The organism is Streptomyces sp. NPDC049577 (genome assembly GCF_040675635.1).
Lineage (GTDB): Bacteria > Actinomycetota > Actinomycetes > Streptomycetales > Streptomycetaceae > Streptomyces.
In genome coordinates this window covers 1-14,315 of record NZ_JBFAPH010000167.1, presented here as the reverse complement: position 1 = coordinate 14,315, position 14,315 = coordinate 1, and the positions used below count along the sequence as shown (strand labels likewise).

Genomic DNA, 14,315 nt, shown 5'->3' with positions numbered 1-14,315 from the left:
GGCGGCGAGGAAGGCGCGTCCGCCGCTGCGGACGGCCACGCTCGCCCTGCCGGTCGAGCGCATGGCGAGCTTGCCGGCCCGCGCGGCCTTGCCGAGCGCGCCGACGACGGGCAGGGCCCCCAGTGCGTCGGCGCCCAGTCCGACGATCGTGGCGGCGTCCCAGTCGCCCCGGATGGCCGCGTCCGCGCCGTGTGAGGCCAGGGCGCCGGTCGCCGTCACGATGGCGATGGGCCCGGCCAGCGGGGTCAGCACCGGGACCAGGGCCAGGACCCCGGTGACGGCGGAGACGACTCCCAGTACGTCCCCGAGGACGCCCCAGACGGAGCTCGCTTCGGCTTCTGCGGCGGCCTTGGCGGCAGCCGCCCTCAAGTACTCGAACTCCTGGGCCCGGGTGTCGACGACGTGCTCGAACTCCCGGTCCAGCAGCAGGCTTTGCAACTGGTACTCCGCCTGCACGGCGAGGACAAGGTCAATCAGGTCGCGCAGGGCCGGGTCCTCGATGCGGTCCGCTCCGTAGCCGTTGTCCTTCAGCCGCCAGACGAAGTCGCCCAGCGATTCCACGTAGCCCTCGCGGGCGATTTCCGGGTCCCGGAAGTCGATGACCGAGCTGCCCAGGCTCATCGCGTACAGCCGGGCTCGGCCGTCGGTGCCCGCGCGCTTGCCGGCGGCTTCCCGGAGGGATTGGGTGTACGCGTCGATCCGCTCGCTTGCCTCGTCGGAGGATTCCCGCATGTCGGCGAGGTCACGGTCCAGTCGCTCCAGAGCGGCGATGATCCTTTCTTCCTGGTAGAGGTAGGTGCGGATCAGTTGCTCGATGCGGTAGCGGTCCTCGTCCCGCAGGACGTCACGGGACCAGCCCCACGGCCTCGCCCTCTCCTCCAGGCTGGTGTATGCGTTGAGCTTGAGGTGCACGGCCCCGACGATGAGGTCGTCACTGCCTGCCTGGTAGCCGAGGTTGTCCATGGGGAAGTCGCCGTTTCCTGCAGCGATGGTGTAGAGCGGTTCCATGGCCTGGAGCCCTTCCTTCCGCGCGGCGGGTCAGCTGGCGAAGACGATGGTGTTGCAGACCTGGCCGAGGAGGTCGACGTAGTCGTCCCACTCGGCGATGTTCTCCGTCGCGATGGAGAAGTCCGCCATCGCCAGGCGCCCGGGAATGGGGACGAACACGTGCAGTTGGCGCACGACGGTGGGGCCGCCTCCGCGGCCCAGGAGGTTCACCGGCCGCTCGACCTTGCTGTCCTCGGTGAGCAGTACGGCGAGACCGCTCGGCAGCCGCACCACTCCCACCTCCGCTTCGGGGTAGATGGCGCCCATGGTGCGGGCCAGCCGGTGCACCGTACGGTCGTTGGAGAGCTCGCTCGGCCGGGCCGTGACCGTGAGCATGAGCGAACTGAGCCGCCGGCCGGGTTCGCTCTTGGTGGGCCCGGCCAGCAGGATGCCGGCGTAGACGGCGCCGGCGGCGGCCAGCATCTCGTACATGGACTGTTGCACCAGGACGGCGTGGGCGATCTCCTCCTGGCTGGGAGGGGATTCCAGCCCGGTGAGCTCGGCGACGAGCGCGAGGGTGTTCACCTCCGCGGGGACGGTCAGGTCGATGTCCCGGAAGACCTCGGGGACCGAGAAACTGAGCGGCAGATCGATCGTGGCAGCGGGCACGGCGGTACTCCTCTCAAGGGAAACGGACAAAACCGGCCTGCCTCGCGGGCCCGGCCGCCTCGGCGGACCGGGACGGCCGGGCCGTGGGCTCTACGGCCGGGTCACCTCGGTGCAGCGGAGGTTGCGCAGCGTCCCGTCACCGGCTTCGTGCCGGGAGGGGTAGAGCAGCTGCACGGCCACGGTGAGAGGTGCGCCGGGCTCGATGGTGTGGGCGTCGTCCGGGGTGGCGATGACGACGGATCCGTCGGTGCCGTCCTCGATCACCTCGAACCAAGGGGACTCTTGCGGGTTGATGCGGGTGCGCGCCGGAACGTCGAAGAGGATCTCCCACCTCACCACCCGGTGCCGGGCCACCCCTGCTCCCATCCGGCGTTGATCACGGGGGTGACGCTGATCAGTGGCAGTTCGACGTCGGTGGCGGCCGAGTCGGAGTGCTGTACCGCCGTGTTGGCGCGGGTCGGCGACTTGACCAGGCCGGTGCAGGCGAGCCGGCCCTCGTACTGCGGGTCGATCGTGCCGGTCAGGCTGACCATCGCCTTGCTTCCGCGCCACGGCAGCGATGCTCACGCCAGGGGGTGGCGGGGCCTCGCCGGCCCCGCCACTGACCTCCTGCGGCTGAGGGGAGGGCGAGCGTTCAGCTGGGTACCGCGTAACCCGCTGCCGGCTGGCCGAACATCTGGGCGATGTGCCAGACGGCGTGGTCCGACCCGTGGAAGAACACTTCCAGGCGCCCGTGGCCGTCGGCTTCGACGACGGGTTCGCCGCCGATGTTCTGCGCGATCTGCTCGTAGGGGCTCCAGTCGGTGCCGTTGACGACGGTCTGCTCGTTGACCCACAGGTGGCCGCCGCCCCAGTGGAAGACGGCCAACCGGGCGTCGGCGGCCCGGGCGACGGCCGGGTTTCCGGTCAAGGTGCCGCCGAGGCTGGTCAGCGTGTCCCACCCGTTGTAGTCGTCGGTCTGCGCCAGATGCCACAAGGCGTTGTCCGTGCCCCGGAAGAACACCTCCAGACGCTCGTCCGCGTTGATGCCGACGACGGGATCGCCGCCGATGTTGCGCGCAATGCTCTGGGGGCTTGCGAAGGCGCCGTTGGCGTCCTGCTGGCGGACGACCCACAAGTGACCGTCGGCGCCACGGAAGAACACTTGCAGACGGCCGCGGGCGTCGGTCGCCGCCGCCGGGTCGCCCGACAGAGTGCCGCCCAGGCTGGCAGGGCCGGTCCAGTTGCCGTAACCGGACTTGGTGGTCTCCCACACGTGCCACAGAGCGTTGTCGGTGCCCCTGAAGAATGCTGCCGGGCGGCCGTCGGCATTCAGTCCGGGGACCGGGTTGCCCCCGATGCTGGTGGCCAGTGTCACCCCCGGGCCGTAACCACCGTTGATGACCGTCTGCCAGGGGTGTTCGAGGTTGCCCTGCCCATTCCTGAAGAACACCCCGATACGCCGCGCGGCGGTCCGCAGGACGGAGGGATCACCGGACAGGGTGCTGCTGTCCTTCAGGTTCTCCCACTCGGACCAGCCGCCCCACGTCTGCTGATGACAGGTCAACAGTGCATCGTCCGCGCGACCCCTGACGAACACCTCCAGACGGCCGTCCGAAGAAGGCGCCACCGCCGGCCTTCCCGTCAGCTGCCCGCCGAGCGAAGACACCGGACCCCAGGACATACCCGGCGTCGAAGGAACCGTCATGTTCTCCCCCTCCTGTTTCACCCCCAGCACTCCCGCCAGGGGGGAATACTTTCCGCGAATGCCCAGGCGTCCAGCGTGAACATTCCGCAGGTCCGCCTTTGCCGCAATGACGGAGCGTCAGCGGTCCCCCAGATCGAGGTATCGGCAAGGGTCTGTCTGCTCCGCGATCCCCAGCAGCACAGCGAGCGCCCGGCGCAGGGGCTGGACCCGCTCGCTTCACCAGCTCGCGCCGCTCGCTGGTGAGGATCCCGTACGCGAGCCCCCGGACTCCGCGTTCGAGGACTATCGCGTCCTGAAGCGGCGGTAGAGGTTTCGGGCCACGTACACACCCGGGCCGCCGAAGCCGACGATGTCGACACGTCCGTCCCCGGTGATGTCGGCGAGGAAGCGGGGGTGGCGGTCGACGCGCCAGGCGCCGGCGTCGTCGTTGTACCCGAAGCCCCGGCACACCAGTTGGGCCTGGTCGAACCGGCCGTCGCCGCGGTTGTGCGACACCCAGACGCCCTCGTCCCCGAAGCCGACGATGTCCGGGTTGCCGTCGCCGGTGACGTCGGCGAGGAAGCGGAGGTGCTTCTTGTGCGTCCACCCCTGGGCGAGCCCGAAGTCGTTCAGGACGAGTTCGGAGGGCTCGAACGTGCCGTCGCCGCGCCCGCGGGAGACGACGACGCCCTGCGGGCCGAACCCGACGATGTCCAGTGCTCCGCCACCGGTGGTTCCGATCAGGCACCGGGGGTGCTCCTCGACCGAGCTCCACCCCTGGTCGGTTCCGAAATCGTCGAGGACCCACAGGGGGTCGGCGAATGCGCCGTCCTCGTCCTGGAGGGAGACCCACACGCCGTCGTCGTGGCAGCCGACGATGTCGAGCCTGCCGTCGCCGGTGGTGTCGGCGAGGAAGCGGGGGTGCTTGTCGGCAAGCCAGCCACCGGCCTTCTCGTCGTGGCCGAACGCCCGAAGGACCGGTTCGTCGGCCAGTGGTGCGAACTTTCCTTCCTCGTTCTGGAGGGATACCCACACGCCGTCGTCGTGGCAGCCGACGATGTCGAGCCTGCCGTCGCCGGTGGTGTCGGCGAGGAAGCGGGGGTGCTTGTCGGGAAGCCACCCGCCGGCCTGCTGTCCGTGTCCGAACGCCTTGAGAACCGGACCGCCGCCCGTGGGCGCGAACGTCCCGTCCTTGTCCTGCAAGGACACGTGGACACCGTCGGCGGCCAGCACGACGACGTCGGGCCTGCCGCCGCCCGTCGTGTCCGCGAGGGTCCACAGGTCCGCAGGGCTCGGGGAAGGCAGGGGCTGATGCAGGACGCGCTCGCCGTCGTCGAACGTGCCGTCGCCTCGGCTGGACGACGTCACAGCCCCCTTCGCGGGCTTGAGCCCTACGATGTCCCCTCGGCCCGCTCCCGTGACGTCGGCAAGGAAGCGTGCACCGAGCCCGGCCCACCAGCCCGGTTGCCCGTTGTGCAAACGGTTGGCTCCGACGCTCTTCCACCCGCCGGCGTCCTGGTCGCTCCCGAATGCCTGGAGGACCAGCAGCATGTCGCTGAAGGAGGGCGCAGCGCCGGGTGCCGGCCGCAGTGCGGTCGAGCGGGCCAGCCGCCAGGACCGGCGGCTGTTCCAGTGGCTCAGCGGTGCCCAGCGCAGCACGGGGTCGCTGGTGCGCTCGGGCTCGGCCGGGACGAACCGCCACCGCTGGCTCTCCGCGCCGTCGTCGTACTCGCGCAGGACGATCCGGGTCTGGTCCTCGCCGGGGTCGGCGAGGTCGAGGACGGCGCCGTCGGTCGCGCCCTCGATGAAGTAGAGGCCGGCTTCGCCCTCGACGGGGACGACACGCCATTGCTGGCCCTTCTTGCCGGCGGCGGCGTCCCACTGGCGGACGCCGCGGTCCGCCGCGGCAGGGTTGTCGAGCACCTTGCCGCTGACCGCGTTGCGGACCACAAATGCCTGGTCACCCTGCGCGGGCTGCACGGGGGTGAGCTGCCATTGCTCCGGGCTCGGGCCGCCATCAGGGAAGTCACGGACGACGAGCGCCCCGTCCGCGCTCGGCGCGGCCCTGGCGCCGAGGATCTTCCCGGTGGCGGCGTTGACGATCTGCAGTTTCAGTTCTTCCGTGGGCACGGGCAACGTGATGCCTCTTCCGGACGATGCGGGCGTTGACTGCTGACGGCTGTGGCGCGGTGGTGGCCGCGGATCAAGTGAAGACGTGGTGGTACGGCACGCTCCACTCGTTGGGCAGCCGCGGGTAGAACGTGTTGATGACCGTCCCGGTGAAGTCCCCGCCCCAGTTGTAGGTGACACGCACCTCGCCGTCGGCCGCCACCGCGTAGTCCTTGAACCCGAGGATGGCATCGGGGTGGGTGATCGGCACAAAGGTGATCCCGCCCCACGGCGTCACGGTGACGACCCAGAGCTGGGTGTCCTCGGGTGCGCCGTTCTTCCCGCGCCACTTGTCACCGACCTTGTCGGGGAGGCCGACCTGGACGGTGTCGGCCGTGCTCTTGGGGGCCTCCTGGTGGACGGTGATCCGCCGGCGCTGCGGCTTCGGTGTGCCGTCGTCACCGCGGCCGGTGTCGGCTCCGCCCGCACCGGAAGGCTTGGGTGACACCTGGCCCGCGGCGCTTTCGATGAAGTACAGCGGTCGCTGCCCGAAGAAGCCGGCGGGGGTGACGTACCAGAGGTGGCCCTGCGCCTCCTTGGTGGCCGGATCGAGCGCTGTGGCCAGTTTGACTCCCTTGTCGTGGCTGTCCTCTTTCAGCTCGGCTGGCCGCAGGTAGCCTCCGTTGAAGGCGTGGACGAGCATGACCGGCCGGTTCTCGAGCAGCGCTGCCACGATGGCGTTGTCGTAGCTGTTCACCGCCACCGGGCCGCCGACCACCAGATTCGCCATCGCCGTGCGTTCTTGGGTGTACATCGCGGAAACCTCACTTGTTCTGGATGTGGAGAACGAAGCATCGGGCGCTCGATGCAGTGGTTCGGCAAGCGGTCCGCAAGCCCAACCACCCTCGATCGAAAACACTCAGAAAACGGATGGACTACCGAAACGAAATACCGTCGTCCACAGCGACATCCGAGGCCGCGGCACTCGCAGGCAGGACTATCGGAACGTCGTCGACCAAGCGATCGGCGGGCCTCACGTCACCTTCGAATCCGATGAGTCGAGAAGTCACCGAAGCTTGACAACTCGGTTGAGCGTGATGAGGGACGGCCTGGCCCTGACCCCTCAGAACCCGTGCGTCAGCTGGAACGAGACGGCTTCTCGGCGGTCGCCTTGGGGGCCTTGGCGGCCTCCGCCTTGGGGGTCTCCGGGGTCTTGGGGGCCTTGGCGTAGTCGCTCTTGTTCGGCTTGTCCTCCAGGTCCTCGTTCTTCTGCAGGCCGTCGGTCTTCTTCACCGTCGCACTCGACTCCTTCATGCCGGCGGCCGCCGCCGTGGAAACCGAGCTGGGATCCTGCGCGTACTGCGCCTGCGCACCGGCAGACGCCTGGGTGGTCTGGATGAAAGAGCCGAGGAAACCCAGGATGGCCCGCGCTTCGGGCGACTGCTCCTGCACGACCTTCGCCCGGAAGGAGGCCCCGTGGATCGCGTTGCTGAACAGGCTCGTGCTCGTGTCGTCGTACGTGCCGTCGTCGGCGTCCTCGAAGTCGACGCCCGCACCCGGCTGCGGCTTGGTGCCGTCGGTGGTCACCGAGAAGAGCCCCGCACCCTTGCTCGCGGACGTGAAGATGTTGTCGAACACCATGGTCGTCACTCCTCGTCATCCGCTGAAGGGTGCTTGTGCAGCGCTCGGTCGCTGCCGGTCAGGCTCTCGCCGTCGAACATCGTGTGGTGGACGTCCAGGGCGGAGACGACCTCGGCCCACCCGTGCATCAGAAAGCCGCCGCCGGCCAGGTCGAGGTCGCTGACAGGGCGGGCGACCACCTGGTCGAGGCCGGGGTAGTCCCCGGACTGCGGGGGAGACAGGACCGCCACCGGCACGTCGTACTTCACCGCGATGAAGCCGGAGAAGGTCACCGGGATCTCGTAGCAGTACAGCCTGCGGCAACGCCGTTGCGTGACGACGGTCTGCACCCGGGAACCCGGCTTGACCTGGCCGGAGATCTGCGACTTCGAGGCCCAGCTGGTGGTCAGGGAGCCGCCGACAGAAGCCTGGATGCCCAGCATCAACTGGGCGTGGAGCGTCGCGGTGCCGGTCGCAGTGCCCTGCGTGGTGAAGGCCACCGAGTCCGTCACCGAGTTCGCGGCGGAGTTCGTCGCGGCGTTCCTCATGCCTGTCTCGGTGGCGTTGGCGTTGTCGACCCCGACGCTGTCCTTGCTGTTCTTGTTGGTCACCGTGTTCGCGTTCTTGTTCGACACCTCGTTCTGACACTGCGTCTGAAGCTGTGTCTGGAGGTCCATCTTGAGCTGGTTCTGCAACTGGAGCTGCAGCTGCGCACTGACGCTTCCGCCGAAGGTGAGCTGGGCCGACCCTTGAAGCGACCACGTAACCCCGTTCGACACGGTGAAATCGACCGAGTCGGTGAAATTCATCGGGGACGTCTGGCTGCGGTTGACATAGGCGCGCGAGGAGAACGTGTCGGGCGGGGGCTGGTCGATGTCGCACCGCTCCTCGATCAGCGGCTCCCCGAGGTTCATGTACGCGAGCCAGCCGAGCTGGAACGCGGTGCCCGGGAAGGCGCCGAAACTCGACTTGTTCACGGAGAACCCCACGGGCTTGTGCCGCACGCCGTAGTCGTCGACGTAGACCAGGTTGGGGTGGTCCAGGATGGACTGCCAGTTCTGCGCGATTTTCAGTTCCCGCAGGTTCTTCTTCGTCAGCGGCTGCCGCTTGCCCCGGTCCAGGTTGTACGCGTTGGAAGGCATTCACCGTCCTCGACTGATCCGGTCGAACCGCGCTCGGTGCCATGAATACAGGCATCTTTGCGCGTTCCGACGATCGAAGTTGTTACGGGCTCCATCACCCGGTAAGATGTTTCCGTCGAACAGTCACGCGTCACACAGGGAGCAGCTGCCACTGCCGGTCCCGGTGGTCACCCTCCGACCCGTCCTGTTTGATCGCCGTGCGGGCGTTGGTGTCGACTCGCAGGAGCAGACCGCTGTTCCCGTTCGCAATCTCGTACACCCGCGGGGTGTCGGTCACGGAGCCCACCGGGATCAGCCGCCAGTGCTGGTGGTGCGCGTCAACTCCCTCGTAGGCGCGCTGCACCACCACCGCCCCGGCCGCTTGCTGCGCCCCGACGACCTCCAGCACCTTGCCGCTGCGCACGTTCTCGATCCTGTACAGGACATCGTCCTTGTCCTGGCCCGCCGCGACCAGCCGCCACCGCTGGCTGTCCCTGGGGGTGGCGAGGGACTGGTGGATCTCGGCCCCGTCCTTGGTGGACTCACGCACGACCGCCATCCGCAACCTGCTCCGGACGTTGGCCCAGGAGGCCACCGTGCCCGAGTCGGGCAGCCCGGCCATCCTCGCCGACGCGACCTTCCGCACCCGGTTGTTGGTGTGGTCGGCGATGTAGAGGGCGTCGACACAATCCACAGCGAGCCCGAACGGGTTGTTCAACTGGGCCGAAGTGGCCGGGCCGTTGTCACCGCCGACGTTCGCGGCGCCCGTGCCGGCGACCGTACTGATCTTCCCATCGGCGACCCTCCGGACCCGATGGCCGCTGTATTCGGAGATGTACAGGGCGCCGGTGCTGTCCACCACCACCCCCGCCGGGAAGTTCAGCTGAGCTGAGGTGGCCGGGCCATCGTCACCGCTGGAGCCTGGGGTGCCCGTGCCGGCGACCGTACTGATCTTCCCATCGGTTGTGATCTTCCGGACCCGATTGTTGGCGTGGTCGGCGATGTAGAGGTTGCCCGTGCCGTCCATCGCCACTCCGTGCGGGCGGTTCAGCCAGGCGGCGGTGGCGAGGCCACCGTCACCACCGAAGTTCGCGGAGCCTGTGCCGGCGACCGTACTGATCTTCCCATCGGTTGTGATCTTCCGGACCCGGTGGTTGCTGGAATCGGCGATGTAGAGATTGCCCGTGCCGTCCACCACCACCCCCACCGGAAAGTTCAGCAAGGCAGCGGTGGCGAGGCCACCATCACCACCGAAGTTCGCGGAGCCCGCCCCGGCGACCGTACGGATCTTCCCGTCGACCGTGACCTTCCGGACCCGATTGTTGGCGGAATCAGCGATGTAGAGATTGCCGACGCTGTCAACCGCCACCCCACGCGGGTAGTTCAGCTGTGCCGAGACGGCAAAGCCACCGTCTCCACCGGGTCCAGCGGTCCCGGTCCCCGCGACCGTGCTGATCTTCCCGTCAGTCGTGACCTTCCGGACCCGGTGGCCGCCGTAGTCGGCGATGTAGAGATTGCCGACGCTGTCCACCGCAACCCCGGACGGACTGCTCAACTGAGCTGAAACAGCCGGCTCGTTGTCCCCTTTGGGTCCCGCGGTTCCGGTTCCTGCGACTGTGCTGATCGGAGGGGCGGAGTGCTGGTCAACGGTAACTGCTGTGTGGGCAGTGCTCATCGCCATCCCTTCAGCGTTCGCCCGACCGACCACTACAGACGGTTTTCGGGCGACTCCAGAAAGCCACGAAGGCGGCGGGGTCGGCAAGGGTCGCTTCTGAGACATTGTCGTGAAGCGCGATGACGGGACACCGAACCGCATGGGTGAACGAGGCGCGGCGGCGAGGCTGTTCGGCCGCTGCGGCCCCCGAGGCCGGGCTCGCCCGTATGAGGGGCAGTGATGGGACCCGGGTAACCGCCCCTTGAGCTAGCTGGTCGATGCATCGGTCAGGGGCTTGACCTGTCAGGACTTAGGCACCGCCCGTGCGGGACCGCATGGGGGCCTGATCGGCGAGGGCCGTCCGGTATCGCTCGGTAACCAGTGCTAGCCGTGTCCGACGGGTCGGGGGCGGGCGATAGGGAGTAGGGCGGACAGCCGCGTAGCCGCAGTGACCATGCAGTCAGGGTAGGGGGAGGCACTGACAAGCCATGGCGGTCGGCGGCGGAGTGAGTCCCGGCGATCGCCGGTCGGCGGGGTTCCCCTGGCCAGGCCCGTTTGGCGATCGCTCGGGTCGCTTGCTGACCGTTCATCGAGATCGGCGCTGGACGTGGAAGTGGCGGCGGGCTCGGGCGAGATCGCAGAAGGCGAATGGCTCAGCAATCTCGGTTGAGATCGGCCCGGCTATCAGAGACATTACGTCGTTGGGCCGGAGGTCTGACGAAGACCCGAGTCGACTTCCACTTGGGCCCCGCCCGCCCCGTCGCCTGAATCACCGCACAGCCACTGAACAGGAGCCATCCGTGGCCAACACTTGGCAGACCACCCCCGACGCTCGTGTCGAGGACCGAAGCCGGCAGGACCATCCGGATCACCCCGCGGCCTTCGACGACGCGGCGATACGCCAGGCCCGCAACTCCGCCGCGTTCTGGGCTGCAACCGGAGACTCCCGCGGCCACGAGGTGATCCGCCGACGCGGCTTCCTCGCCGTGCTCGGTGGCAAGCCCGCCGGGACACGCATCCTGCTGCAGGAACCCGACCCCGACGCACACGAGCTCGCCGAGCTGACCGAGCTGGCCGGCCGATCGACCGGACCGGTGGATATCGAGGATCCGTTCAGTTCCACCGATCTGAGTCACCTGGGCATGCGTAACTGGCAGATGCCGATCATGGTGCGCCCGCCCGCTCCTGTCCCCGCCCCCGCGATGGAGGTGATCCGGGTCCAGCGGGCGCACGAGCTGCAGACTGCCGAGCGGATCGTGATCGAGGGCTTCGAGCTGACCAGATTCACCCCCTACCGTCCCGGCGAGATGTTCCCCACGACGCTGACCGAGCAGCCGGGCGTGGACGTCTTCCTTGCCGTCCTCGACGGCGAGGCGGTCGGAGCCGGTGTCACCGTCGTCCACGACGGGGTCGGCAGCCACTACTGGGTCGCCACGGCGTCGGCGCACCGCTCCCGCGGCGGCGGGCGGGCCGTCATGCTCGGCTCGCTCGCGCCCATGGCGAACCTTCCGGTGACACTCACCGCCTCACGGCTCGGACGGCCGCTGTATGAGTCGCTGGGCTTCACCGCCGTCACCTCGTCGACCTGGTGGTCCTCACAATGACCACCACCGAGGCGTGACTCAGCGCCCCGGCCGGCCCGGACACCACTTGCAAGGACGGACCGGGGCCCCGTCCCGGCGGGCGGGCGCCGACCGGGCGTTGGGGCTGACAACGCCGCGCAGTCTGCGGCCCAGACGACAGCGAGCGCGCCTACCGCGTCGGCGCGGCTGGGCCCGGGCAACAGCAGCCCGGCGGACAACGGGCCCGCCAGAGGGCCGGGGCCCGCACAGGCGCGGACGGCCGTCTGCGTGAGCATCCGCGCCCACGCCACGATCTCGTCCCCGACACAGTAGGGCCGCGTGCCCAGGATCGTGGCGCCGTTCGGCGCTTTCCCTGCGTTCCGTGGCCCGTTCCCTGACTCTTTCGTCGACCTCCTGCTGACTGTCCATGGAGAAGGAAAGCCGCGACCGGGTGCCGGCCGTCCCCGGCCGGATCCGGTCGGGGACGGCACGACTACTCGTGCCGGGTGAACGCGGCGATCAGGTCGTGGGGTGTGTTGTCGCCGAAGAGGAGCTCGTCGAATCGGGCGCCTTCATCGGCGGCCTCGGCGCTGCGGGGGAACATGGCCTGCTCGTATGCGGTCAGCGCGGCCTCGGTGTCGCCGGGATGCGCGGCGAGGGCCGTGCCGAGTTCGGCGCCGTCGAGCATGGCCAGGTTGGCGCCTTCGCCGTTCGGGGCCGAGAGGTGGGCGGCGTCGCCGATCAGGGTCACCCCCGGCACCCGGTCCCACCGGTGCCCGGTCGGCAGAGCGTAGAGGGGGCGCAGGACCGGCGCCGTGTCGCTGTCGGTGATCAGCGCGGTGAGCTCGGGCGCCCATCCCCCGAACTCCTGCGCGATGCGCGCGGTGGCCGCGGCGGCGTCGGTGAAATCGATGGCGGCGAACCAGTCCTGCGGCTCGGACAGCCCCATGTAGGCGTGCAGGGTGTCGCCCCTTTCCCGGTGGGCGAAGATCTCCCTGCCCGGCGTGAGCGCCATCAGCGACCCGCCGCCGACCGCCTTGGCGGTGGCCGGGTGCCGGGTGTCGGCGTGGAACAGGTAGGTCTCGACGACGGACCGGCCGGTGTACTCGGGCGTGGCGGTGGACAGCAGCGGCCGCACTCGTGACCACGCGCCGTCCGCCCCGACCAGCAGGCTGGTGACGACGGTGCCGCCGTCGGCGAACGTCACCTCGTGGTGCCCGTCGCCGAGGGTGCGGGTGTTGCTGACCTTGTGGCCCCACCGGACGGTGCCGGCCGGGAGCGAGTCGAGCAGGATCTGCCGCAGTTCGCCGCGCTGCACTTCGGGACGTCCTCCCGTGCCGTCGTCGGCCTTGTCGAACAGGACGGTCCCGTCCGGGCCGAGGATCCGCATGGCCTGGCGGCCTTCCAGGATCAGGCCGTGGAACTCGTCCATCAGACCCGCTGCCCCAAGGGCGAGTTGGCCGTTGTAGTCGTGGATGTCGAGCATCCCGCCCTGCGAACGCGCGGTCGGGGACGGCTCGGCCTCGTAGACCGTGGCCGGTATTCCATGGACGTGCAGGACACGGGCGAGCGTGAGGCCGCCGAGCCCGGCGCCGATGATGGTGATGTCAGTGGCCATGAGGGCTTCTTCCTTCTGGTCGTGGAGCCCCGTCCCGGTAGGCCGGGACGATGCGATGCCGGTGGCCGGTGCCGTTGATCGCCGGCACCAACCGGCTCCAATCTCCCGGCAGCCATCGACAGGTCACCGACAGGTCACCGACCATCGCCGACAACCACCCGACACCGGCCCCGCCCCGGGAAGGGCTGAACGCCGGGTCGCCACCCCCGCGCGGGGTTGCCCGCGTGCTACCGCTCTACCGAACGGTTCCGGCGGAGCCACCCGGAGAGACAAGTCCTGTCTCGTAGGCGAGGACGACGGCCTGGGCTCGGTCGCGCAGGGCGAGTTTGGCGAAGATCCGGGCCACATGGGTCTTCACCGTCGCCTCACTGAGCGTCAGCGTCCGCGCCAGTTCGCTGTTGGACAGACCCCGCCCCAAGAGCGTCAGCACCTCGTGCTCCCGCTGCGTCAGGGTGGCCAGGTCGCGGTGGACGGCCGGGGACCCGGGCCGGGGGGCTCTGGTGGAGGCACTGTGCAGGCGTTCGCGTCCGGCACCGTTTCGTTGTTCGGCCCCGGCAAAACGCTCCACCAGGCGGCGGGTGATCGAGGGTGCGAGCAGTGCGTCGCCGGTCCTGACCAGGCGTACGGCGGAGGCGAGGTGTTCGGGGGTGACGTCCTTGAGGAGGAAGCCGCTGGCACCGGCGGCGAGGGCGGCGTAGACGTAGTGGTCGAGGTCGAAGGTGGTCAGCATGATCACCCGGCAGTCCGGGACCTGCGCGAGCACGCGGCGGGCGGCCTCCAGGCCGTCCATGGCGGGCATCCGGATGTCCATCAGCACAACGTCGGGCCGCAGCACGCGCACAGCTGCGACCGCCTCCGCACCGTCGGCGGCCTCGCCCACCACGTTGATCCCGCGGGCGGTCAGGATCAGCCGGAAGCCGGTGCGGACGAGTTCCTGGTCGTCGGCGACGACGACGCGGGGGGCGGGTTCGGCGGGCGTCATGGCCGGTCCAGGGGAATCCGGGCGCGGACTCGGTAGCCGCCGCCGAGGCGGCGGCGGGCGTCCAGGTCGCCGCCGTAGACGGCGACCCGCTCCCGCAGCCCGAGCAGCCCGCGTCCGGCTCCGACCGCCCGGTCGGCGGCAGGGCCGCTCGGGGCTGCGGAGCCGCCGGCCGTCAGGACGCTCGGCCCGCTGTTCAGTACCTCGACCCGCAGGAAGTGGTCCGCGTACCGCACTGTGACCTCGGCCTTCGCTGTGTTCCCGTGTTTGAGGGCATTGGTCAGCGCCTCCTGGATGATCCGGTAAGCGGTCACATCGATTCCGCCCGGC

Annotated in this window: 13 protein-coding genes and 1 pseudogene; 1 reads left to right on the top strand and 13 read right to left on the bottom strand. The window is 69.3% G+C overall.

Translation table 11 applies throughout. The annotated features are described in order from the left end of the window. From AB0K09_RS19550 to AB0K09_RS19505, 10 genes and pseudogenes are all read right to left on the bottom strand, one after another. Nucleotides 1-1,008: pseudogene (locus AB0K09_RS19550) on the bottom strand (hypothetical protein); the annotation flags it as partial. A gap of 30 nt (nucleotides 1,009-1,038) precedes the next feature. Continuing rightward, the gene (locus AB0K09_RS19545; RefSeq protein WP_366066630.1) at nucleotides 1,039-1,656 is read right to left on the bottom strand and encodes a hypothetical protein; all 618 of its coding nucleotides are present in this window, start codon (nucleotides 1,654-1,656) and stop codon (nucleotides 1,039-1,041) included. Between the two features lie 90 nt (nucleotides 1,657-1,746). Then, the gene (locus AB0K09_RS19540; protein WP_366066629.1) at nucleotides 1,747-2,022 is read right to left on the bottom strand and encodes a hypothetical protein; all 276 of its coding nucleotides are present in this window, start codon (nucleotides 2,020-2,022) and stop codon (nucleotides 1,747-1,749) included. Continuing rightward, a complete protein-coding gene (locus tag AB0K09_RS19535) occupies nucleotides 1,989-2,189 on the bottom strand; it encodes a hypothetical protein (RefSeq protein WP_366066628.1) in 201 nt (66 codons plus the stop codon). The genes AB0K09_RS19540 and AB0K09_RS19535 overlap by 34 nt, the downstream gene beginning before the upstream one ends. Before the next feature lie 101 nt (nucleotides 2,190-2,290). Further along, entirely contained in the window at nucleotides 2,291-3,202 is a 912-nt protein-coding gene (locus tag AB0K09_RS19530; RefSeq protein WP_366066627.1) for a hypothetical protein, read from the bottom strand. A gap of 423 nt (nucleotides 3,203-3,625) precedes the next feature. Further along, nucleotides 3,626-5,458, bottom strand: coding sequence for an FG-GAP-like repeat-containing protein (locus tag AB0K09_RS19525; RefSeq protein ID WP_366066626.1), 1,833 nt, complete (start codon nucleotides 5,456-5,458; stop codon nucleotides 3,626-3,628). Nucleotides 5,459-5,525: 67 nt separating this feature from the next. Further along, the gene (locus AB0K09_RS19520) at nucleotides 5,526-6,245 is read right to left on the bottom strand and encodes a hypothetical protein (protein WP_366066625.1); all 720 of its coding nucleotides are present in this window, start codon (nucleotides 6,243-6,245) and stop codon (nucleotides 5,526-5,528) included. Between the two features lie 323 nt (nucleotides 6,246-6,568). Further along, the gene (locus AB0K09_RS19515; RefSeq protein WP_366066624.1) at nucleotides 6,569-7,072 is read right to left on the bottom strand and encodes a hypothetical protein; all 504 of its coding nucleotides are present in this window, start codon (nucleotides 7,070-7,072) and stop codon (nucleotides 6,569-6,571) included. 5 nt (nucleotides 7,073-7,077) lie between these two features. Next, on the bottom strand, nucleotides 7,078-8,193 hold the full coding sequence (locus AB0K09_RS19510) for a hypothetical protein (RefSeq protein ID WP_366066623.1): 1,116 nt from the start codon (nucleotides 8,191-8,193) through the stop codon (nucleotides 7,078-7,080). Nucleotides 8,194-8,323: 130 nt separating this feature from the next. Then, nucleotides 8,324-9,853, bottom strand: coding sequence for an RICIN domain-containing protein (locus tag AB0K09_RS19505; RefSeq protein WP_366066622.1), 1,530 nt, complete (start codon nucleotides 9,851-9,853; stop codon nucleotides 8,324-8,326). A gap of 773 nt (nucleotides 9,854-10,626) precedes the next feature. Between AB0K09_RS19505 and AB0K09_RS19500 the strand changes: the two genes are divergently transcribed. Beyond that, nucleotides 10,627-11,430: a GNAT family N-acetyltransferase gene (locus AB0K09_RS19500; RefSeq protein ID WP_366066621.1), complete on the top strand. Its 804-nt coding sequence runs from the start codon at nucleotides 10,627-10,629 to the stop codon at nucleotides 11,428-11,430. A 451-nt stretch (nucleotides 11,431-11,881) separates the two neighbouring features. On the opposite strand, the gene AB0K09_RS19495 is transcribed toward AB0K09_RS19500, so the two are convergent. The 3 genes from AB0K09_RS19495 to AB0K09_RS19485 form a co-directional block, all read right to left on the bottom strand. Next, the gene (locus AB0K09_RS19495; protein WP_366066620.1) at nucleotides 11,882-13,006 is read right to left on the bottom strand and encodes an NAD(P)/FAD-dependent oxidoreductase; all 1,125 of its coding nucleotides are present in this window, start codon (nucleotides 13,004-13,006) and stop codon (nucleotides 11,882-11,884) included. Nucleotides 13,007-13,241: 235 nt separating this feature from the next. Further along, on the bottom strand, nucleotides 13,242-13,988 hold the full coding sequence (locus AB0K09_RS19490) for a response regulator transcription factor (RefSeq protein WP_366066619.1): 747 nt from the start codon (nucleotides 13,986-13,988) through the stop codon (nucleotides 13,242-13,244). After that, a partial coding sequence (locus AB0K09_RS19485) for an ATP-binding protein (protein ID WP_366066618.1) occupies nucleotides 13,985-14,315 on the bottom strand: 331 nt, incomplete at its 5' end. The genes AB0K09_RS19490 and AB0K09_RS19485, both read right to left, overlap by 4 nt.

What these genes read in the sequence shown, in the direction of transcription:
- AB0K09_RS19535 (WP_366066628.1), bottom strand. Translation starts at nt 2,189, where the DNA reads ATGGTCAGCCTGACCGGCACGATCGACCCGCAGTACGAGGGCCGGCTC.
- AB0K09_RS19495 (WP_366066620.1), bottom strand. Translation starts at nt 13,006, where the DNA reads ATGGCCACTGACATCACCATCATCGGCGCCGGGCTCGGCGGCCTCACG.
- AB0K09_RS19520 (WP_366066625.1), bottom strand. Translation starts at nt 6,245, where the DNA reads ATGTACACCCAAGAACGCACGGCGATGGCGAATCTGGTGGTCGGCGGC.
- AB0K09_RS19515 (WP_366066624.1), bottom strand. Translation starts at nt 7,072, where the DNA reads ATGGTGTTCGACAACATCTTCACGTCCGCGAGCAAGGGTGCGGGGCTC.
- AB0K09_RS19490 (WP_366066619.1), bottom strand. Translation starts at nt 13,988, where the DNA reads ATGACGCCCGCCGAACCCGCCCCCCGCGTCGTCGTCGCCGACGACCAG.
- AB0K09_RS19505 (WP_366066622.1), bottom strand. Translation starts at nt 9,853, where the DNA reads ATGGCGATGAGCACTGCCCACACAGCAGTTACCGTTGACCAGCACTCC.
- AB0K09_RS19510 (WP_366066623.1), bottom strand. Translation starts at nt 8,193, where the DNA reads ATGCCTTCCAACGCGTACAACCTGGACCGGGGCAAGCGGCAGCCGCTG.
- AB0K09_RS19540 (WP_366066629.1), bottom strand. Translation starts at nt 2,022, where the DNA reads ATGGGAGCAGGGGTGGCCCGGCACCGGGTGGTGAGGTGGGAGATCCTC.